Below are 19,023 nucleotides of genomic sequence, written 5' to 3'. Positions count from 1 at the left end.
ACCGACCCGCGGAAGGCGTTCCTACAGACCGCCCCCCACCGCTCCCCGATGCTCCACGGCCAGCGCCGCGTACATCGTCCCGTTCAGCGTGACCCCCTGGCGCTCCTCCTCCGTCAGCTCCCGCTTCACCTTCGCCGGCACCCCCGCGACCAGCGAACCCGGCGGCACCCGCATCCCCTGCGGGACCAGCGCCTGCGCCGCGACCAGGGAACCGGCGCCGATCACCGCGCCGTTGAGGACCGTGGCGCCCATGCCGATCAGGCAGTCGTCCTCGACGGTCGCCCCGTGCACCACGGCGTTGTGCCCGATGGAGACGCGTTCGCCGACGGTGACGGGGAAGCCCGGGTCGGCGTGGAGCGTGCAGTTGTCCTGGACGTTGCTGCTCGCGCCGACGGAGATCCGCTCGACGTCGCCGCGCAGCACCGCGCCGTACCAGACGCTCGCCCCCGCGTGCAGCGTCACGTCCCCGATCACCGAGGACGTCGGTGCCACGAAGGCCTCCGCGTCCACCTTCGGGTCCCTGCCGCCGATGCCCGTGATCAGCGCCTTCTGCGTCATCGTCGCCTCCTGCTCAAGTGGTGTACGGCACCGTACGCCACCCGGTGGGGTGAAGATCACAGCCCTTCGGAGCCATGCCGGCAGCGCCCGCCGACTACCGTGAGCGGGTGCCGAAGCGCAAGAACACGTATCCGTCCTGGCGGAGCCGCCTCGCGCAGCGGGCCGTCCACGCGGGCTGGGCCTGGGTGCAGCGCACCGGCTCCGTCACCGCCGCACACCCGGGGCGCTTCCGCTTCGGCGCGCTGGGCACGGGCACCCGGCTCGCCTTCCCGCTCGGCACGGTCTTCGGAGAGCCCTGGATCCACGTCGGCGACCACTGCATCATCGGCGAACAGGTCACCCTGACCGCCGGACTCATGCCCGACCTCGACCTGGGCCCCGAGCCGATCCTGCGCATCGGTGACGGAGTCGTGCTCGGCCGCGGCAGCCACGTCATCGCGGACACCACGGTCACCATCGGCAGCGACTGCTACTTCGGCCCGTACGTCTACGTCACCTCCACCAACCACTCCTACGACGATCCGCACCAGCCCATCGGCAAGCAGTGGCCCCGGATGGAACCGGTGGAGATCGGCTCCGGCTGCTGGATCGGCACCGGCGCGGTGATCCTGCCCGGCGCGCGGATCGGGCGGAACGTGGTGGTCGCCGCCGGTGCCGTGGTCCGGGGCACGGTCCCCGACCACGCTGTGGTGGCGGGCGCGCCCGCCCGCGTCGTACGGCGCTGGACGCCCGACGACGGCTGGCAGCCGCCGCTGCGGACCCCGCCTCCCGTCCCGATCCCCGACGGGGTGACGCCGGGACAGCTGCGGGCACTGTCGAAGCTGGACGACGAGGCGGTGGCCCGGCTGGCCGAGCTGGACGACGAGCCGGTGGCCCGGGCGCCCGGACCGGACGACCGGGCCGGAGCGGCGGGCAGGCTCGCGGAGCCGGCCGCCGAGAGCTGACCGTCCGGCGCCTCGGCCCGCCGCCCGGCGCGGTGCGCCCACCGGAGCGCGGGCCGCGCCCGCCGCCCGCACAGCAGGCAGCCGTCCGCCGAGACGGCCGTTCGCCGCCCGCACAGTGCGCAGCCGTCCGCCGAGACGGCCGTTCACCGCGCCGCTCGCTGTTGCTAGCGTGCCGCCATGCACGCACCCATCGGGAACTTCGACAGCGCCACGCCCGCGACGGAATGCCTCGCCGAGCTGACCCGCCCGGTCGCCGACGCCGTACGCCACTGGAGCGGCGGCGTCCCCGCCGACGAGATCGTCTACGTCGACACCGAACCGGAGTGGGCCGACACCGCCACCTTCGTCGAGCACTACGGCCGCGAGCTGCTCGAACAGTCCGCCAACTGCGTCGTGGTCACCGGCAAGCGGGGCGGCGGCACGACGCTCGCCGCCTGCGTGGTCCTCTCCACCACCCGGGTCGACGTCAACGGGGTCGTACGCCGCCACCTCGGCGCCCGCAAGGCCTCCTTCGCGCCCATGGACACGGCGACCGGCGAGACCGGCATGGAGTACGGAGGCATCACCCCGGTCGGCCTGCCCGGCGACTGGCCCGTGCTGGTGGACTCGGCCGTCGTCGACCTGCCGTACGTCCTCGTCGGCAGCGGACGCCGACGCGGCAAACTGCTGGTTCCGGGCAAGGCCTTCGCGGAACTGCCGGGGGCCGTGGTCCTGGAGGGACTGGGCGTCGCCTGACCGTTCAGGTGGTGGCGTGGTGGGCCAGCGCCAGATGCGGATCCGTCTCACCGGGGACCGGTTCCGGGTCGGCGTGGACCAGGGCGGCGGTGAGCCGCGGCACCGCGTGCAGCAGCGCGTGCTCGGCCTCGACGGCGATGCGGTGGGCCTGGCGGACCGTGACCTCGCCGTCCACCACCAGGGCCACCTCGGCGCGCAGCCGGTGCCCGATCCAGCGCAGCCGCAGCTCGCCCACCCCGCGCACGCCGGCCACCTCGCCCAGTACGCGCTCGGCCCGGTCCACCAGAGCCGGATCGACGGCGTCCATCAGCCGCCGGAACACCTCGCGCGCCGCGTCCCGCAGCACCAGCACGACGGCGGCCGTGATCACCAGGCCCACGACCGGGTCGGCGAGCCGCCACCCCAGCGCCGCGCCCCCGGCGCCCAGCAGAACGGCCAGTGACGTGCAGCCGTCCGTACGGGCGTGCAGTCCGTCGGCGACCAGCGCGGCGGAGCCGATCTCCCGGCCCACGCGGATCCGGTACCGGGCCACCCACTCGTTGCCGGCGAAACCCACCACGGCGGCCACGGCGACCGCCGGCACGTGGGAGACCGGACTCGGATCGAGCAGCCGGTCCACCGCCGTCCACCCGGTGAGGACCGCGGACGCGGCGATCGTCAGGACGATGACGATGCCGGCCAGGTCCTCCGCCCGCCCGTAGCCGTACGTGAAGCGCCGGGTGGCCGCGCGCCGGCCCAGGACGAAGGCGACGCCCAGCGGCACGGCGGTCAGCGCGTCCGCGGCGTTGTGCACCGTGTCGCCGAGCAGCGCCACCGACCCGGAGGCCACCACCACGACCGCCTGCGCCGCCGCCGTCGCGCCGAGCACCGCCAGCGACACCCACAGCGCGCGCAGTCCGCGGGCCGAGGACTCCAGGGCCGGGTCGAGCTTGTCGGCGCTCTCGTGGGAGTGCGGGATGAGGCGGTGCGCCGGGCGGTGCCACGGGCCGGCGGGGGAGCGGCGGCCGGGGGCGTGCTCGCCGTGGTGAGGGTGACGGTGATGCCGGTGCGGGTCGCTCACGGGGTTCCCCTTCCGAAGCCGGGGTGTGATGGCCGGTGTGGGTGTCTCGGTGGGGTGGGTGTCACGGTGCGGTGGGCCGGCGCGGTGCGGTACGGCGGGGCGGGCCGGCGCGGCGCGGTGTTCCGGTGCGGCGGTGGACGGCCGGCGTCCCCCACGCCATTATGTGCGTATGAGCGCACGCATGCACCTTTCACCTGCGGACGATGCGCACCCGCGCACCCCGGGCGAAGAACAGTTCGCCCTCGCCGCCGAGGTCCTCGCGCTGCTCGGTGACCGGACCCGCCTGTCCCTGCTGCACGCCCTGACCGGCGGCGAGGCCGACGTCACCACCCTCACCGAGGCGTGCGGAGCGGCCCGGCCCGCCGTGAGCCAGCATCTGGCCCGGCTGCGGCTCGCGGGGCTCGTGAGCACCCGCAAGGAGGGGCGGCGGGTCGTGTACGCACTCCGTGACGGGCATCTGCGCCGCCTGGTCGCCGAGGCGCTGAACGTCGCCGACCACCGGCTCGGCGACCGGCCGCTCCACGACTGACCGGGAGTTCTCAGCCGGTGGTCCGGGTGCCGAGGTACTGCTCGGCGAAGGCCGCCGCCGCGACCGGAGAGGCGAACAGGCGCCGCAGCCGGGCCAGGGCGGCGCCCGCTCGGTACGGGTCGCCCGACGCCGTGCCGTGGTACATCTCCCCGAGCCACTGGGAGAACTCCTGGTAGTCCCACGCCTGGGCGAGACACGTTGCCGAGTAGCCGGACAGCCCGGTTTCGTCGCCCTCCGTGAGGTACGCGACCAGCCCGTCGCCGAGCAGGAAGGCGTCGTGCAGGGCGAGGTTCAGGCCCTTGGCGGCGATGGGTGCGGTCAGATGGGCCGCGTCCCCGGCCAGGAAGAGACGGCCGAAGGCCATGGGCTCGACGATGTGGCCGTGCATGTCCAGGACACGTCTCTCGATCAGCCGCCCCTCCTCGAGAGGCGGCACCCCGACGGCGCCGAGCCGTTCGCGCAGCTCCGCCCAGACCCGCTCGTGCGGCCAGTTCTCCGGATCGTCGCCCGGCGGGCACTGGAGGTAGTAGCGGGTCACCTCCGGACTGCGCGCCATGTGGCCGGCGAAACCGCGCGGATGCATGCCGAACACGACACAGTCGTAGGACGGCGGTGCCTCGGCCAGGAGCGCCAGCCAGCCGACGCCGTAGTCATGGCGCGCGACGCGCACCCGCCCGGACGGCAGTGCCGCCCGGGTCACCCCGCGCGCACCGTCGCAGCCCGCCAGGAAGTCGGCCTCCACGACGCGCCGTTCACCGGAGTCCGGGCACACGTAGGACACCGACGGCCGACCGGACTCCAGCCCGTGCAGGCGGACGTCCCGGACACCGAACCGGATCTCCCCGCCCCGCACGTCCGCATACTCGCGGACCAGGTCCGTCACCAGGAACTGCTGCGGGTAGACGAAGTGGTGCCGGCCGGTCAGCCGGGTGTACTCGAACCGGTACGACTCCCCGGCGAACCGGAACTCGCACTCGGTGTGCCTCTGGGCCCGCTCCAGCAGGGTCCGCGCCAGGCCGCGCCGTTCCAGCCCCCGTACGGCCCACTCCTCGATGACCCCGGCGCGGGGCCGCCGCTCGATGAACTCCCGGGTCTCGGTCTCCAGGACCAGACAGCCGACGCCCGCGGCGCGCAGGATGTTGCCGACGGTGAGCCCGGCGGGGCCGGCACCCACGACGACGGCCGAAAAGCCCTGTGCGGCACCGGAGCTGCCGTGGGAGGAGGCTGCGGTCACTCGAGCATTATGCGGGCGGTACCCGGCCACCGGAACGGCCCGCGCGGCCCGCCGCCCGGAAAAACACCTCGCGGCCCGCGACCGGCGCGGCTATGCTCCCCGCGATGACTACTCCTTCTGTCGGCAGATTGGGGGACCCGTCCGCGCAAGGTGAGTGCTGATGCTCACTCACCCCGTGAACGAGGACTCCCGCCTTTCCCTCTGGCGGCGCGTGCGCGAGTTCGCCGTGCCGCCGTCCATGATCGAGACTGCGACCGCCCGCCGCCGTGCCGGGGACTGGGCCGGGGCATGCGCCGCCGCAGGCATCGACGTCGACCTCAACCCGCGCTCCGTGGCGCGCACGCACGGCCACGACCTCGCCGCCCGGATCCGGGCCGACCTGCGCCATCTCGCGCCCGACCTGCTGCGCTGGCACATGCCGAGAATCGCTCCGGACGGGCTGCTGCGCCCGGGCCTCACGCTCACCCTGGCGCGATACGACAGCACCGGAGGCGACGGCGCACAACCGGTGCACCTCGTGGTCCGGACGCCGCCCGCCTGGGCGGACGGCGGCCAGCGGATCAGCCTCGCCCTGTGGGACGGCTCCGGTCCGGAAACGGGCGCCGGCCGGCATCCGCACCCCCGGCCCAACCGGCGGTTCCGCCTCGACCTGCACCGCCACCTGTGGGACGCGCGCAGAACCGATGAGCTGCGCGTCCGGGCGGGGGCCGACCTGCCACCCACCGACGACCACTTCGGACACCCCCGACCTCCGGGCCTGCCGGGGACGGTGCCGCCGGGGCACCGCTGTGCCGTCGGCCGGTGGGCAGCCGAGGCGGAAATCCTGCTCCGCGCCGAGGGACGGACGACGGACGGCACCGGCACCGGCACCGGCACCGTGACCGTGCGGCTCGGGGCCGGGCGCCGGCTGGCCGTGGAACTGGTCGCGGACCGGAACGGCGCAGGTCCGCCCGTGCTCCGGATCGAGCCGGCGCCCACCGGCGGCGCCGCGCCGTCCGCACTGCCGGTGCTGCCCGACGCGGCGACCTGGATCTCACCCGACCTGGAACTCGTCCGCGCCGGCGTGATCGAGGCCGATCGGCTCCATCCTCTGGTCGCCTCCGCGCTGACAGCGGACCACGAACCGGCCGTCCCGCCCCGGCCCCCGGACCCGGCCGGACGTCCCCGCCTCGTGGACTGCCGGGGAGCCCGGCACCGGATCGGCCTCGTCGACGGGGTACTGGCGGCGCTGGACCACGACCCGGCGGAAACCCGCCGGGAGGAGCTGCTGGCCGCACTGACCGGCACTCCGCTGCCCTGCTTCCAGGTCATCGACGAGGCGCACCGACGTCCGGAGTGCCTCCCCGACATCCGCGAACGCCTCAGACACGGCGACACCACCGGCGCCCTCGCGGCCGTCGAAGACCTGCTGGGCCCCGGCGCACGCCTGCGCGACGGCGCCCTGCGGGATGAACTGGAGGCCGCCGCGCTACGGCGGATCACCTACGGGATGTTCCGCGCCGGCCTCGACGGACCCGGTCCGGGACGGGTCCGCCCGGACCGTCACCGTCCCCGCGTCGCCCGCTCCCGCCCGCGCCACGCGACCCGCGACTGACACGGGGAGTGCCGCCCCGCGACTGGCTCGGGGAGTGCCGCCCCGCGACTGGCTCGGGGAGTGCCGCCCCGCGACTGGCTCGGGGCGTCCGCCCGGTGTTCGCCACCCGCCCACCACGAACCCACAGGTGATGACTTATGACGACTTGTACGCCCGCAGCCTCCGTCTCCGCCGACCGCCCCGACTCCTCACCGGACCGTACCCAGCTCGACATCGCCGGTGACCTGCTGGCCCTGCTGCGCGACGCGACCACCGAACCGCGGCCCGACAACCAACTGGAGGCCCTCACCCTGGCCGTGGCCGCCGACCTCCCCGTACTGCTGTGGGGTGAGCCGGGGATCGGCAAGACCGCCGCCCTGACCCAGCTCGCCACCGCCCTGGACCTTCCGCTGACCACCGTGATCGCCAGCGTGCACGAGCCGTCCGACTTCTCCGGGCTGCCCGTCGTCGGGGACGACCCCGCGGAACAGGGCGTCCCGCTGGCCACCGCCGGACTGGGCGGTGCGACTGGTACGGGCCGGCCGGGGGCTGCTGTTCCTGGACGAGCTGTCCACCGCGCCACCGGCCGTGCAGGCCGCCCTGCTCCGCCTCGTCCTCGAACGGCGGATCGGCGCCCTCCGACTGCCGCCCGGGGTCAGGATCGTGGCCGCCGCCAACCCCCGGTCCTCGGCGGCCGACGGCTGGGAGCTGAGCCCGCCGCTGGCCAACCGGTTCGTCCACCTCCAGTGGACCCACGACCACGACGTCGTCGTACGAGGACTCGGCGGGACCTGGCCCCGGGCGACACTGCCGCGGCTCGACCCGGACGGGCTCGCTCACGCCGTGGGCCACGCCCGCCGTGCGGTGTGCGCCTTCCTCACCGCCCGCCCCGGGCTCGTGCACCGCCTGCCCAGCGGCGAAACACGCCGGGGCGGCGCCTGGCCGTCGCCCCGGAGCTGGGAGATGACCCTGTGCCTCATCGCCTTCGCGACCGCGGCCGGCTCCTCCAAGGAGGTGCTCTCCCTGCTGGTGCGGGGCACCGTCGGCGACGGTCCCGGGCTGGAACTGATGGCGAGCCTGGACCGCATGGACCTCCCGGACCCCGAGACACTGCTCGCCGACCCGACCGGCGCCGTCCTGCCCGAGCGCGGAGACCTGCGCCAGGCCGCGCTCGACGGTGTGGTGGCCGCGGTACGCAAACGGCCGGAAAGATCCCGGTGGGACGCGGCGTGGGCGCTGCTGGCCCGCGCCATGGAGACCGGTGCCCCGGACGTCGTGGTCGTCCCCGCCACGACACTCGCCGCCCTGCGGCAACAGGACTGGGACATCCCGGCGTCCATCGAGCGGCTCGCGGGAGCCGTGTCGCTGTCCCGGCGCGCGGACCGGGCGGCGGACCGTGCGGTGACGCGGACCGCCGGCCCCGTCAAGGCGGGCCGATGAGCAGCGGCACGTCGAGCACGGCCGCGTCGGCCACGGTGACGACCACACCGGTTCCGGCCGTGCTCGACCGCGACAAGCTCTTCGCCGCCCGGCTGCACGCCGCCCGGGCCCGGCCCTACCTGGCGACGGCGCTGTTCGCCCTGTACGTCGTCCCGTCGAGGACGGTGCCGACGATGGCCGTCGACCGGTACTGGCGGTGCTACGTCTCGCCGGTCTTCGTGGACCGGACGCCCGCGGAGGAACTGGCCGGGGTCTGGGTGCACGAGGTGGCGCACCTGCTGCGCGACCACCACGGGCGCAGTGACCGGGTCGCGCGGGAGCGCGGGCTGACCGGTCCGGCCGAACGGCTGCGGATGAACATCGCCGCGGACTGCGAGATCAACGACGACGTGTTCGGGGACGGACTGGTCCGTCCCGAGGGCGCGGTCGAGCCGGAGCTCCTCAAACTGCCCGAGGGCCAGCTCATGGAGGACTACCTGCGCCAGTTCCGGCTCGGGCGGCTCACCGAGAGCCTGGCCTGGCTGGACTGCGGCAGTGGCGCCGACGGCCTCGAACGGGAGTGGGACCTCGGGCCGGACGGCGCGGACGGGCTCAGTGAGCAGCAACAGGACGCGGTGCGCTTCCGGGTCGCGCAGGGCATCAACGCCCGCCCGGGAAGCGCGCCGAAGGGGTGGAAGCGGTGGGCGGAACAGGCGTTCCATCCGCCGCAGCCGTGGCGGGACCTGCTGGGAGCGGCGGTCCGCTCGGCGACCTCCTCGGGTGGCGCGGGCGAGGACTACACGTACGGCCGGCCGTCGCGCCGCTCGGCCGGAATGTCCGGCGTCGTGCTGCCGAGCCTGCGCCGCAGACCGCCCCGGGTCGCCGTGGTCATCGACACCTCGGGATCGGTCAGCGACGCGGAACTCGGCAGCGCGCTGCTCGAGGTCGCCGCGATCGCCCGTGCCGTCGGTGGCCGCCGCGACCTGGTCACGGTGGTGCCCTGCGACGCGTCGGCGCGGCTCGCGCACTCCCTGTGCCGCGCCGAGGGAATTCCCCTGGTGGGCGGGGGCGGTACGGACCTGCGCACGGGCTTCGCCAAGGCGCTGCGCGCGCAGCCCGCACCGGACGCCGTCGTGGTCCTGACCGACGGGCAGACGCCCTGGCCGGACACACGGCCGGCGTGCCGGACGGTGGTCGGCCTCTTTCCCCGGCAGCGGATCCGCGGCTCCTGGAACGAGGACGACCCCGAGTACGTGCCGGACTCACCACCCGACTGGGCGCGCGTGGTGGTCATCGGGTCCGACCCGGCCGGTGGCGGGTGAGGCGCCCGCGGGCTCACCCGCCACCGGTGCGAGGGCCGTCACCTCCTGGCGGCCCGAAACGCCGGGCAGGGGGTATCGGCCGAGCTGTGGGATCCCGGTGGTCGGGCAGGGGGGGCGGTCGAGCTGTGGGATCCCGGTGGCCGGGCAGGAGTCAGCCGAGCCGTGGGATCTCGATCGCCGGGCAGCGGTCCATCACCATCTCCAGTCCCGCCGCCCGGGTCCGCTCGTACGCGGCCTCGTCGATCACGCCGAGCTGGAACCAGACAGCCCCGGCCCCCTTGGCGACCGCCTCGTCGGCGACCGGTCCGGCCAGGTCGCTGTTGACGAAGACGTCGACGACGTCCACCGCGAAGGGGACGTCCGCGAGAGAGGCGTACCCCCGCTCACCGTGCACCGTCTCCGCCTTGGGATGCACGGGCACGACGCGCTTGCCGAAGCGCTGCAGCACCTCGGCGACGCCGTACGCCGCGCGCTGCCTGTTCGACGACAGGCCCACCACGGCCCAGGTGTCACCGAGTTCGGTGAGGATCTTCCGGACGGTTGCCTCGTCGCCGTACACCGGCGGCCTCCCTGGACTCCTGGACGACTCGCGTGCCGCGTGTCGTGTGTCGTGTGTCGTGTCTTCCCGCAGGACAACGGACGGCGGCCCGCCGGGATTCCCGTGCGGCGGGGGAGCCGCGGCGAGCGCGCCCTCTGTGCGCCACCGCCCCACCCCGCCTACGCTCACCCCGTGCTGCGCATCATCGACGCCCGGACCCGAGAGCCCGCCCCCGCCGCCCCCGCCCGGCGGGGCCCCACCCGTGTCGAGGCGCACGCGCCGGGCCGCGACACGACCGGACTGCGCGTGCTGCTCGTCGCCGACCTCCTGGTCCGTGCCCTGGAGCTGGACGGCACTCCCGTGTGGGCGGTGCTGACCGGCGCGGAGGAGGAGCCACGGTTGCGTGCGGACGCCGCGGCCCTCGGCATCCGGCCCTTCGACGACGGAGGAGCGGCCGGACCCGGACCGGGCGCCGGGCAGACCGTGCACGTCGTGCGCGAGGGCGGGGCCACTCCGGACGGGGCAACGGTCGCCGTGGCCTCCGTGGACGTGGCCGCACAGGGCACCGACGACCCCGACGCCGTGCGTCTCGCGCTGCTGGAGCGGCACCACCACGCGCGCGTGGAGCTCGACGCGAGCGCGCTGGACGATGCCGGGGACACGCTCGCGCGCTGGCGCCGCGCGGTCGCCGCCTGGGCGCGGCAGCCTTCCCGTCCCGTCCCGGGCGAGGTGCGCGACCAGCTGCGAGCCGCGTGGGAGGACGACCTGGACGCCCCCGGGGTGCTGCGTGTGCTGCGCCGGGTGGAGACCGATCCGGGCCTTCCGGACGGAGCCCGGTTCGAGACCTACGCCTACGCCGACCGGTTCCTCGGCCTCCACCTCGCCCGGGACGTCGGAACCCCGGCCTGAGCGCGCCGGGCTCCGGCCGCGGCCGCGCCGCCTGGCCGTCCCGCGGCACGCCAAGCAGGCCCACCCGCCGGCGCCGCCGTGCACGACCGCACGCTCGCCGGGCACGACCGCATGCTCGCTGGCCACGACCGTCCGCTCGTCGGCCACGACGGCATGCTCGCCGGGCACGACCGTCCGCTCGTCGGCCACGACCGTCCGCTCGCCGGGCGAGGCCGCCGAGACTCAGCCGGGGGCCGGACGGGCCCCCGGCCCCCGGCCCCCGGCGTGGCCCTGCCGGCCGCGGCGACGGTGCCGCGGGGCGTGCGACGGTGAGCGCATAGGCTGGCCGGATGCAGGACGAGTACCGCACCGTCGCCCGCGCGGGTGTGCACGAGACCGAGATCAACCGCTCCCGTTTCCTGTGCGCCCTCGCCCCGGCCGCCACCGAGCAGGAGGCCCAGGCGTTCGTCGCGGCCGTACGCAAGGAGCACGCGGACGCCAACCACAACTGCTGGGCGTACGTCATCGGGGCCGACGCCGCCGTGCAGAAGGCCAGTGACGACGGCGAGCCGGGCGGCACCGCGGGTGTCCCCATGCTCCAGATGCTGCTGCGCCGCGACATGCGGTACGTCGTCGCCGTCGTCACCCGCTACTTCGGAGGCGTCAAGCTCGGCGCGGGCGGACTCATCCGCGCCTACGGCGGCGCGGTCGGCGAGGCCCTGGACGACCTCGGCACTCTCACCCGCCGCCGGTTCCGCCTGGCCACGGTGACCGTCGACCACCAGCGCGCGGGCAAGCTCCAGAACGACCTGCGCACGGCGGGACGCGCGGTGCGCGACGTGCGGTACGACGAAGCCGTCACCATCGAGATCGGCCTGCCGGAGGCCGACGTGGCCGCCTTCCGGTCCTGGCTCGCGGACGCCACCGCGGGGTCGGCCGGGTTCGAACTGGGCGGCGAGGCGTACGGGGACGCGTGACCGCGCCGGTTCACCGTCGCCGACGTGGTGTCTCCGGTGAGGCGGAGGCTCGCCCGCCCCACCGTGCGCGCGGATCCCGCTACTTCGTGGCCCCCTGTGCGAACCCGTTGTAGATGTAGCGCTGGAGGAAGAGGAAGATCACCAGAGTGGGCACGATCACGAGGACGGCCCCGGCGGAGATGTTCTCCCAGTGCGCGCCGAACGGCCCCTTGAAGCGGAACAGGGCCGTGGACATGGTCCCGAGTTCCTCGGAGGGCATGTAGAGGAACGGGATGTAGAAGTCGTTGTACGTGGTGATGCCCTTGATGATGACCACGGTGGCGATCGCCGGCTTGAGCAGCGGGAAGATGATCTTCCGGTAGATGGTGAACGAGTTCGCGCCGTCGAGCCGCGCCGCTTCGTCGAGGGACTTCGGAATCCCGCGGATGAACTGCAGGAAGATGTAGATGGACACGATGTCGGTGCCCATGTAGAGCAGGATCGGGGCCCAGCGGGTGTCGAACAGGCCGAAGCTGTTGACCACCTGGAAGGTGGCGACCTGGGTGGTCACGCCGGGGACCAGGGTGGCGACGAGGAACAGCGCCATGACGAGCTTCTTGAAGCGGAAGTCGAAGCGGTCGATGGCGTACGCGGTCATGGAACCGATGACCACGGTGCCGGTGACGGAGAACAGCAGGATGAAGGCCGTGTTGCCGAAGGCCGTCAGCATGTGGCCGTCGGTGAACGCCGTGGCGTAGTTGGAGAAGTTCAGCCAGTCGTCCGGCAGGGCCAGGGCGCCCTGGCCGTCGGAGATCTCGTCGTAGGACTTCAGCGAGGTCAGGAAGACGACGAGGAGTGGGACCAGGACCACGAGGGAGGCGACGACCAGCGACAGGTAGGTGAGGGCGCTGCCGATCGGGAGGCGCCGGCGGGGCCGGCCCTCGGTGGGGGCGGTGATGGTCATACGAGGTCCACCTTCTCGTCGGGCACGATGCGGCGCTGGATCCAGGTGATCAGCAGGATGATGACCAGCAGCACGACGGCGGAGGCGGAAGCCAGGCCGGTCTTGTTGAACTGGAAGGCGAACTTCACCGTCTGGATGACGAACGTCGAGGTCTCGGTCGCGCCGCCGGTCATGATGTACGGGATCTCGAAGACGGACAGGGAGCCGGAGATCGCCAGGATGACGCTGAGGCTCAGCACCGGGCGGATGCTGGGCGCGATGATGTGCCGGAACTGCTGCCACCGGGTCGCGCCGTCGAGCTGGGCGGCCTCGTAGAGCTCACCGGGGATCGACTGGATCGCGCCGAGGAACAGGACGAAGTTCAGGCCCGTGAAGCGCCACACGGACACCCCCGCGAGCGAGGTGTTGGCCGACTCCGGGCTGCCCAGCCACGCGTGGCCGGTGTCGGCGCCGAACCAGGACAGGACGGAGTCGAGGGTGCCGCCGTCCTGGAAGAAGTAGAGGAAGACGAAGCCGATCGCGACCCCGTTGATCAGGTAGGGGAAGAACAGGATGCCCTTGAACAGGTTCCTGAAGCGCAGGTCGAAGCTGAGGACCACGGCGAAGTACAGGGCGATCACGATCTGCACGGCGGAGGCCGCGAGGTAGTAGAAGCTGACCGCGAAGACCTTGAAGAGCTCGGGCCGGGTGAACAGCTCGGTGTAGTTGTCGCCGCCGACGAAGTTCCGGTCGGGGCTGACGCCGTCCCAGTCGGTGAAGCTGTAATAGATCATGTTGCCCACGGGCACGTACGTGAACGTGACCAGCAGGGCGAGGGGGGCCAGGAGGAACAGCCACGGGGTGATACGGCGCAGGGGCCGGTCATGCCACGAGGCAGCGCCCGGCGCACGGCGCCGGGAGGGCTGTTTAGCGGTCCGGCCCGGTTCGGTGGCCGGAGCGGGCGGTGATGCGGTGGAGGCGGTGCGGGTCATAGCGGGGCCAGGGCCTTTCGTCGTCCGCTGAGGGCACTGGGGCGGGGCCGGACCCCTCCCGCCGACGGGAGGGGCCCTGCCGGGCACCGGTTCAGGAGCCGGCCATCTGCCTGGCCTCGGACCAGCGCTTGTTCAGTTCGCCGAAGTAGCCGTCGAGCGACCCGTCCACGGCTCCGCGGGCGATGTCGATCAGCTTCTGCCGGTAGTCCGGCTTGGCCAGGCCGATCTCGGAGGCGTTGTCGATGGCGTTGACCTCGGCGGTCTTCGCCTCGGAGCGCTCCACCATCTTGACATCGTTGTCAACGTAGCCCTTGAGGGTGTCCGGCATACCCTCGGCCTTCAGGGCGGAGACCGCCCCCTCCTTCGCCGCGTAGCCCGACTTCTCGGTGAACCAGTCGATCCAGGCCCGGGCCGCGCTCTTGTGGTCGGAGTGGATGTTGACGGCCTGCTGGTAGTCGGAGACCAGGGTCGCGCAGAACGTGCCGCCCGTCTGGGCCGGGACGGGCATGAAGCCGATGTCGTCGGGGTTCTGGCCGGCCTTCTCGGCCGCGTCCCGCATCTGGTTGATCGCCCAGGAGCCGAGCATCATGCTGCCCACCTCACCCTTGGCCAGCAGGGTCTTCGAGCTCTCCCAGTTGGTGGTGGCCGGGTCCTTCTCCGACAGCTTCTCGTGGACGATGTCGTGGAGCAGGGTGTCGAGCGCGTTCAGCTCCGTGCCCTTCTCCCAGGGCTTGCCCATCGAGGCCAGCTTGTCCGAAGCCTGGCTGTCGCAGCTCACGGACCCGACGCTGTTCGTCCAGGGGCTGCTGAGCGGCCAGCCGTCCTTGAAGTTGGTGTAGTAGGGCGTCGCGCCCGTCTTCTCCCCGACGGCCTTCAGGTCGTCCAGGAACTGCTGCGGCGTCGTCGGCCAATCGGTGATGCCGGCCTTCTTCCACAGCGCCTTGTTGTAGACGAAGCCGTTGGCGGTGCCGAAGGTGGCGATTCCGTAGGTCCTGCCGCCGACGTCGGTCTTGTCGGTGAAGCGGTAGGTGTTCTTCATCGTCGAGGTGTCGCCGAGCGGCGCGAAGAACTTGGGGTAGTCACCCTTGGCGATCACCGAGGGGATCAGCAGGACGTCGCCGTAGTCCTCCGTGTTCATGCGGATCTTCACCTCACCCTCGTAGTCGGTGAGGCCCTCGAACTCGACCTTCACCTCGGGGTAGGTCTTGTTGAACTCGGCGGCGTACTTCTTCATCGTCCCGTCCTGGATCAGGTCGGTGCGATTGGTCAGGACGGTGATGTCCCCCGAGACGCTGTCCGGGTTCACCGGCGCGGCAGCGGTCTCGTCGGCGTTCGGGCTCCCGCCCCCGCCGCACCCCGCGACGGTCAGCATCGCGGTGGTCAGCAGAGCGACGCCCAGCGTCTTCTTCCCCATGTGCCCAGCTCCTTCCAAGGATTACGGCTCGGGCTCCGGTGGTTGTCGGCGACTATGTCAGGCACCCGTGAACCGGTAAAGCTAAGTGCCGCACCGCGATACTTAATTGTTACCGGCGGTGAATGCCTGTGCCAGATGCCGATGGCGCTCACACCGGCACTCACGGCGGAGCAGTGGTGGCTCCTGTCAGGAGGTGAGGGCTAGACCGGTTCACTTGTGTGGGGTTAAGTTGGCCGCGTCGTACAGGAAACGGGCCCGTCCCGCCTAAGGAGCCGCACATGAAGGAAGTCGTCCAGCTCACCGAGGACTGGAGCCTGCGCCACGGCGAGAGCCTGCTGCCCGCCCAGGTCCCCGGCTGTGTCCACACCGATCTGCTCACGGCCGGCCTGATCCCGGACCCCTTCCTCGGTGTCAACGAGCCGGAGGTGGCGTGGGTCGGACAGCGTGCCTGGACCTACGTCCGGGACGTGGCGGCCACCGACACCGCCGAGGAGGGCCACGAGCGGACCGACCTGGTCTTCGACGGACTCGACACGGCCGCGACCGTCACCCTGGGCGGGCGGGAACTGGGGCGCACCCGCAACATGCACCGCCACCACCGCTTCGACGTCACCGGCCACCACGGGCAGCTGAAGGTGGACTTCGCCTCCGCCTACGACGAGGCGGCGGCGGTACGGGCCCTGACGGGCGAGCGGCCCAACGTCTACCCGGAGCCGTTCCAGTACATCCGCAAGATGGCGAGCAGCTTCGGCTGGGACTGGGGCCCGACACTGGTCACCGCCGGGATCTGGCGTCCGGTCCGGCTGGAACGCTGGTCGACGGCGAGACTGGCCGGCGTGCGTCCCCTGGTGACGGTCGAGGGCGGCACCGGACGGGTCGAGGTGCGGGTGGAGGTCGAGCGCACGGCACAGGGCGCGGACCGTTCGCTCGCCGTGCGGGCCACGGTCGCCGGTGTCGAGACCCGCGCGGCCGTGGACGGTACGCGGGCCGTGCTGACGCTCGACGTGCCCGACGTCTCCCTGTGGTGGCCGCGCGGCTACGGTGCGCAGCCGCTCCACGACCTGGAGGTTGCGCTCGTCGAGGACGGGCCCGAGGCGAGGGCGCTGGACTCCTGGCAGCGGCGGATCGGTTTCCGGAACGTGGAGCTGGACCGCTCCGAGGACGCGCACGGAACCGGGTTCACCCTGGTCGTCAACGGTGTACGGCTCTTCGTCCGCGGTGTGAACTGGATCCCCGACGACGTCTTCCCCTCCCGGATCACACCCGAGCGGTACCGCACGCGGCTGCGCCAGACGGCCGAGGCGGGAGTGGACCTGGTGCGCATCTGGGGCGGCGGGATCTACGAGGACGACGCCTTCTACGACGCGTGCGACGAACTGGGTCTCATGGTCTGGCAGGACTTCCTCTTCGCCTGCGCCGCCTATCCCGAGGAGCAGCCGTTGCGCGGCGAGGTGGAGGCGGAGGCGCGCGACAACGTTGTCCGCCTGATGCCGCACCCGAGCCTCGTCCTGTGGAACGGCAACAACGAGAACCTGTGGGGCTTCCGGGACTGGGACTGGGAGCCCGAACTCGCCGGCGACTCCTGGGGTGGCGGCTACTACCTGGACCTGCTGCCGCGCGTCGTCGCCGAGCTCGACCCGACCCGGCCCTACACCGCGGGCAGCCCCTGGTCCGGCTCGTGGGACCACCACCCCAACGATCCGGCCCACGGCACCCACCACTCCTGGGAGGTCTGGAACCGCCGGGACTACGCCGAGTACCGCGACTCGGTGCCCCGCTTCGTCTCGGAGTTCGGCTGGCAGGCACCCCCCGCCATGGCGACCCTGCGGCGCGCGTTGCCCGGTGAGCAACTCGCTCCCGACTCGCCCGGCATGCTGCACCACCAGAAGGCCGAGGACGGCAACGGCAAGCTGAACCGGGGCCTGGCACGCCACTTCGCCCTGCCCGAGGGCGACTTCGACCGCTGGCACTACCTCACCCAGGTCGTACAGGCCCGCGCGATCGCCGCCGGCATCGAACACTGGCGCTCGCACTGGCCGGTCTGCGCCGGCACCATCGTCTGGCAGATCAACGACTGCTGGCCGGTCAGCTCATGGGCCGCCATCGACGGCGACGGAAGGCTCAAGCCCCTATACCACGAGCTGCGCCGGGTCTACGCGGATCGCCTCCTCACCCTCCAGCCGGACACCGACGGTCCGGTCCTCGCCGTCGTCAACCAGGCACCGGAGCCGTGGCAGGCCCCGGTGACCCTGCGCCGGATGCGGGCGGACGGCACCGAGTTGGCGAAGCTGGTCCTCGACGTGACCGTGAACGCCCGTTCAGCGCACCGGCGGAGTGTGCCGGAGGAACTGGTGCCGGACGAGCGGTCGGGCGAGGAGTTCCTCGTCGCCGACTGCGACGGCCTGCGCGCGCTGCATGTTCCCGTGCCGGACAAGGACTTCGCGTACCCGGTACCTCACTACGACGTGGCCGTGGAGTCCCCGGTCGGTGGTGATGCGAGTAGTGTCGAGGTCGTGGTGACAGCACACACTCTCGTACGTGACCTCCTCCTGCAGGCCGACCGGCTCGGCCCGGACGCGGTCTGCGACACCGGACTACGCACCCTCCTTCCCGGAGAACGGGCCCGCCTCCGGGTCACGAGGGCGGCCGAAGCCGGGGCCAACGCCGTACGCGCCGCACTGTTCTGCGTGGAACCGGCGTGAGCGCACCCTCCGAACGCGTCACCATCAAGGACGTGGCCGCCGCCGCGGGCGTGTCCAAAGGTGCCGTGTCGCTGGCGTTCAACCACAAACCGGGTGTCTCCGAGGCCACCCGGGAGCGGATCTTCGCGGCGGCGCGGCAGCTGGGCTGGGCGCCGAACTCCTCGGCCCGCAGCCTGTCCCGGCAGTCGGTCGACACCGTCGGGCTGGCCATCTGCCGGCCGGCCCGGCTGCTGGGCCTGGAGCCCTTCTACATGGAGTTCGTCTCCGGCATCGAGAGCGTGCTGGCCGAGCGGGACTGCTCGCTGCTGCTGCGACTGGTCGACTCCCTGGAGGAGGAGATCGGACTGCAGGAGCGCTGGTGGAGGGAGCGGCAGATCGGCGGCTCGATCCTGGTCGACTTCCACCAGGAGGACCCGCGTGTCGAACCGCTGCGCAAGCTGGGCCTGCCGGCCGTGGCGGTCGGCCACCCGTCCCTCACCGGGGGCTTCCCTTCCGTCTGGACCGATGACGCCGCCGCCGTCGCCGAGGCGGTGCGTTACCTGGCGGCGTTGGGACACCGGCGCATCGCGCACGTGGGAGGCCCCCGCGGCCTGGGGCACAGCGCCATCCGGACGACCGCCTTCGAACAGACCATGAGGGAGCTCGGCCTCGACAGCGGCCCGCACGCGGAGACGAGCTTCTCGGGCGACGACGGGGCGCGTGCCACGCGCTCCCTGCTGCTGGCCCGGGAGCGGCCCACGGCGATCCTCTACGACAACGACATCATGGCGGTCGCCGGGCTGGGCGTCGCCGCCGAGATGGGCATCTCGGTGCCGGACGACCTGTCCCTGCTGGCCTGGGACGACTCCCAGCTGTGCCGGCTGACCCATCCGACGCTGTCCGCGATGAGCCACGACGTCCACGGCTTCGGCGCCCAGGTCACACGCGTGCTGTTCGACGTTCTCGACGGCCGCCAGGTCGCCTCCCGGCCGGTGGCGACACCGTCCCTGGTACCGCGTGCCTCGACCGCCGCACCCCGTCCTGAGAGATACACGGACGTCTGACGGTACGGCGTCTGGATACGACGTCCGGCGATACGGCGTCCTGGAGATACACGGACGTGGGAGGGGTGCGGCATCCTGCCGCGCCCCTCCCACGTTCTCGTCCCCTGTACGGACGGCTCCTCGCCACCTGATGAGTACGCAACCCGGTGATCGCTTCGGGCCACAGCACCGGC

Annotated in this window: 16 protein-coding genes and 1 pseudogene; 10 read left to right on the top strand and 7 right to left on the bottom strand. The window is 72.7% G+C overall.

The features are described 5' to 3' along the window. Window positions 1-21: 21 nt before the first annotated feature. Window positions 22-558 carry a gamma carbonic anhydrase family protein gene (locus tag ACP4J0_RS11570; protein ID WP_426598548.1) on the bottom strand — a complete coding sequence of 179 codons (537 nt, stop codon included), beginning with the start codon at window positions 556-558 and terminating at the stop codon, window positions 22-24. A gap of 107 nt (window positions 559-665) precedes the next feature. On the opposite strand from ACP4J0_RS11570, the gene ACP4J0_RS11565 reads away from it, so the two are divergent. After that, window positions 666-1,502: an acyltransferase gene (locus tag ACP4J0_RS11565; RefSeq protein ID WP_426598654.1), complete on the top strand. Its 837-nt coding sequence runs from the start codon at window positions 666-668 to the stop codon at window positions 1,500-1,502. Between the two features lie 177 nt (window positions 1,503-1,679). Then, window positions 1,680-2,237, top strand: coding sequence for a YbaK/EbsC family protein (locus ACP4J0_RS11560; protein WP_426598547.1), 558 nt, complete (start codon window positions 1,680-1,682; stop codon window positions 2,235-2,237). Between the two features lie 4 nt (window positions 2,238-2,241). On the opposite strand, the gene ACP4J0_RS11555 is transcribed toward ACP4J0_RS11560, so the two are convergent. Then, window positions 2,242-3,297: a cation diffusion facilitator family transporter gene (locus tag ACP4J0_RS11555; RefSeq protein WP_426598546.1), complete on the bottom strand. Its 1,056-nt coding sequence runs from the start codon at window positions 3,295-3,297 to the stop codon at window positions 2,242-2,244. 169 nt (window positions 3,298-3,466) lie between these two features. Between ACP4J0_RS11555 and ACP4J0_RS11550 the strand changes: the two genes are divergently transcribed. Continuing rightward, entirely contained in the window at window positions 3,467-3,826 is a 360-nt protein-coding gene (locus ACP4J0_RS11550; RefSeq protein ID WP_426598545.1) for an ArsR/SmtB family transcription factor, read from the top strand. A gap of 10 nt (window positions 3,827-3,836) precedes the next feature. On the opposite strand, the gene ACP4J0_RS11545 is transcribed toward ACP4J0_RS11550, so the two are convergent. After that, complete coding sequence (locus ACP4J0_RS11545; RefSeq protein ID WP_426598544.1) at window positions 3,837-5,060, bottom strand: 4-hydroxybenzoate 3-monooxygenase; 1,224 nt, start codon at window positions 5,058-5,060, stop codon at window positions 3,837-3,839. 160 nt (window positions 5,061-5,220) lie between these two features. On the opposite strand from ACP4J0_RS11545, the gene ACP4J0_RS11540 reads away from it, so the two are divergent. The 3 genes and pseudogenes from ACP4J0_RS11540 (at window position 5,221) to ACP4J0_RS11530 (ending at window position 9,374) form a co-directional block, all read left to right on the top strand. Further along, the gene (locus tag ACP4J0_RS11540; RefSeq protein ID WP_426598543.1) at window positions 5,221-6,654 is read left to right on the top strand and encodes a hypothetical protein; all 1,434 of its coding nucleotides are present in this window, start codon (window positions 5,221-5,223) and stop codon (window positions 6,652-6,654) included. A 137-nt stretch (window positions 6,655-6,791) separates the two neighbouring features. Continuing rightward, window positions 6,792-8,073, top strand: a pseudogene (locus tag ACP4J0_RS11535) (AAA family ATPase). Next, entirely contained in the window at window positions 8,070-9,374 is a 1,305-nt protein-coding gene (locus ACP4J0_RS11530; RefSeq protein WP_426598542.1) for a DUF2201 family putative metallopeptidase, read from the top strand. The pseudogene ACP4J0_RS11535 and the gene ACP4J0_RS11530 overlap by 4 nt, the downstream one beginning before the upstream one ends. Window positions 9,375-9,525: 151 nt before the next feature. Here the strand turns inward: ACP4J0_RS11530 and ACP4J0_RS11525 are convergent, their stop codons facing one another. Continuing rightward, on the bottom strand, window positions 9,526-9,933 hold the full coding sequence (locus ACP4J0_RS11525; protein ID WP_426598541.1) for a CoA-binding protein: 408 nt from the start codon (window positions 9,931-9,933) through the stop codon (window positions 9,526-9,528). A gap of 171 nt (window positions 9,934-10,104) precedes the next feature. Here ACP4J0_RS11525 and ACP4J0_RS11520 point away from each other — a divergent pair, with 171 nt between their 5' ends. Beyond that, window positions 10,105-10,821: a hypothetical protein gene (locus ACP4J0_RS11520; protein WP_426598540.1), complete on the top strand. Its 717-nt coding sequence runs from the start codon at window positions 10,105-10,107 to the stop codon at window positions 10,819-10,821. Window positions 10,822-11,150: 329 nt separating this feature from the next. Then, a complete protein-coding gene (locus tag ACP4J0_RS11515) occupies window positions 11,151-11,777 on the top strand; it encodes a YigZ family protein (protein WP_426598539.1) in 627 nt (208 codons plus the stop codon). A gap of 79 nt (window positions 11,778-11,856) precedes the next feature. Here the strand turns inward: ACP4J0_RS11515 and ACP4J0_RS11510 are convergent, their stop codons facing one another. From ACP4J0_RS11510 to ACP4J0_RS11500, 3 genes are all read right to left on the bottom strand, one after another. After that, the gene (locus ACP4J0_RS11510; protein WP_426598538.1) at window positions 11,857-12,720 is read right to left on the bottom strand and encodes a carbohydrate ABC transporter permease; all 864 of its coding nucleotides are present in this window, start codon (window positions 12,718-12,720) and stop codon (window positions 11,857-11,859) included. After that, entirely contained in the window at window positions 12,717-13,691 is a 975-nt protein-coding gene (locus tag ACP4J0_RS11505; RefSeq protein ID WP_426556385.1) for a carbohydrate ABC transporter permease, read from the bottom strand. The genes ACP4J0_RS11510 and ACP4J0_RS11505 overlap by 4 nt, the downstream gene beginning before the upstream one ends. Before the next feature lie 91 nt (window positions 13,692-13,782). After that, the gene (locus ACP4J0_RS11500; protein WP_426598537.1) at window positions 13,783-15,105 is read right to left on the bottom strand and encodes an ABC transporter substrate-binding protein; all 1,323 of its coding nucleotides are present in this window, start codon (window positions 15,103-15,105) and stop codon (window positions 13,783-13,785) included. A 278-nt stretch (window positions 15,106-15,383) separates the two neighbouring features. Between ACP4J0_RS11500 and ACP4J0_RS11495 the strand changes: the two genes are divergently transcribed. After that, on the top strand, window positions 15,384-17,807 hold the full coding sequence (locus tag ACP4J0_RS11495; RefSeq protein ID WP_426598536.1) for a glycoside hydrolase family 2 protein: 2,424 nt from the start codon (window positions 15,384-15,386) through the stop codon (window positions 17,805-17,807). After that, complete coding sequence (locus tag ACP4J0_RS11490) at window positions 17,804-18,850, top strand: LacI family DNA-binding transcriptional regulator (protein ID WP_426598535.1); 1,047 nt, start codon at window positions 17,804-17,806, stop codon at window positions 18,848-18,850. The genes ACP4J0_RS11495 and ACP4J0_RS11490 overlap by 4 nt, the downstream gene beginning before the upstream one ends. Window positions 18,851-19,023: the final 173 nt, after the last annotated feature.

This window comes from Streptomyces sp. WG7, from assembly GCF_049975785.1.
GTDB lineage: Bacteria > Actinomycetota > Actinomycetes > Streptomycetales > Streptomycetaceae > Streptomyces.
The sequence above is the reverse complement of the archived record's forward strand: the minus strand, read 5'-3'. Positions and strand labels throughout refer to the sequence as shown.

Coding starts and splice junctions, on each gene's coding strand:
- ACP4J0_RS11570 (WP_426598548.1), bottom strand. CDS start 558: ATGACGCAGAAGGCGCTGATCACGGGCATCGGCGGCAGGGACCCGAAG.
- ACP4J0_RS11560 (WP_426598547.1), top strand. CDS start 1,680: ATGCACGCACCCATCGGGAACTTCGACAGCGCCACGCCCGCGACGGAA.
- ACP4J0_RS11550 (WP_426598545.1), top strand. CDS start 3,467: ATGAGCGCACGCATGCACCTTTCACCTGCGGACGATGCGCACCCGCGC.
- ACP4J0_RS11540 (WP_426598543.1), top strand. CDS start 5,221: ATGCTCACTCACCCCGTGAACGAGGACTCCCGCCTTTCCCTCTGGCGG.
- ACP4J0_RS11530 (WP_426598542.1), top strand. CDS start 8,070: ATGAGCAGCGGCACGTCGAGCACGGCCGCGTCGGCCACGGTGACGACC.
- ACP4J0_RS11515 (WP_426598539.1), top strand. CDS start 11,151: ATGCAGGACGAGTACCGCACCGTCGCCCGCGCGGGTGTGCACGAGACC.
- ACP4J0_RS11510 (WP_426598538.1), bottom strand. CDS start 12,720: ATGACCATCACCGCCCCCACCGAGGGCCGGCCCCGCCGGCGCCTCCCG.
- ACP4J0_RS11505 (WP_426556385.1), bottom strand. CDS start 13,691: ATGACCCGCACCGCCTCCACCGCATCACCGCCCGCTCCGGCCACCGAA.
- ACP4J0_RS11500 (WP_426598537.1), bottom strand. CDS start 15,105: ATGGGGAAGAAGACGCTGGGCGTCGCTCTGCTGACCACCGCGATGCTG.
- ACP4J0_RS11495 (WP_426598536.1), top strand. CDS start 15,384: ATGAAGGAAGTCGTCCAGCTCACCGAGGACTGGAGCCTGCGCCACGGC.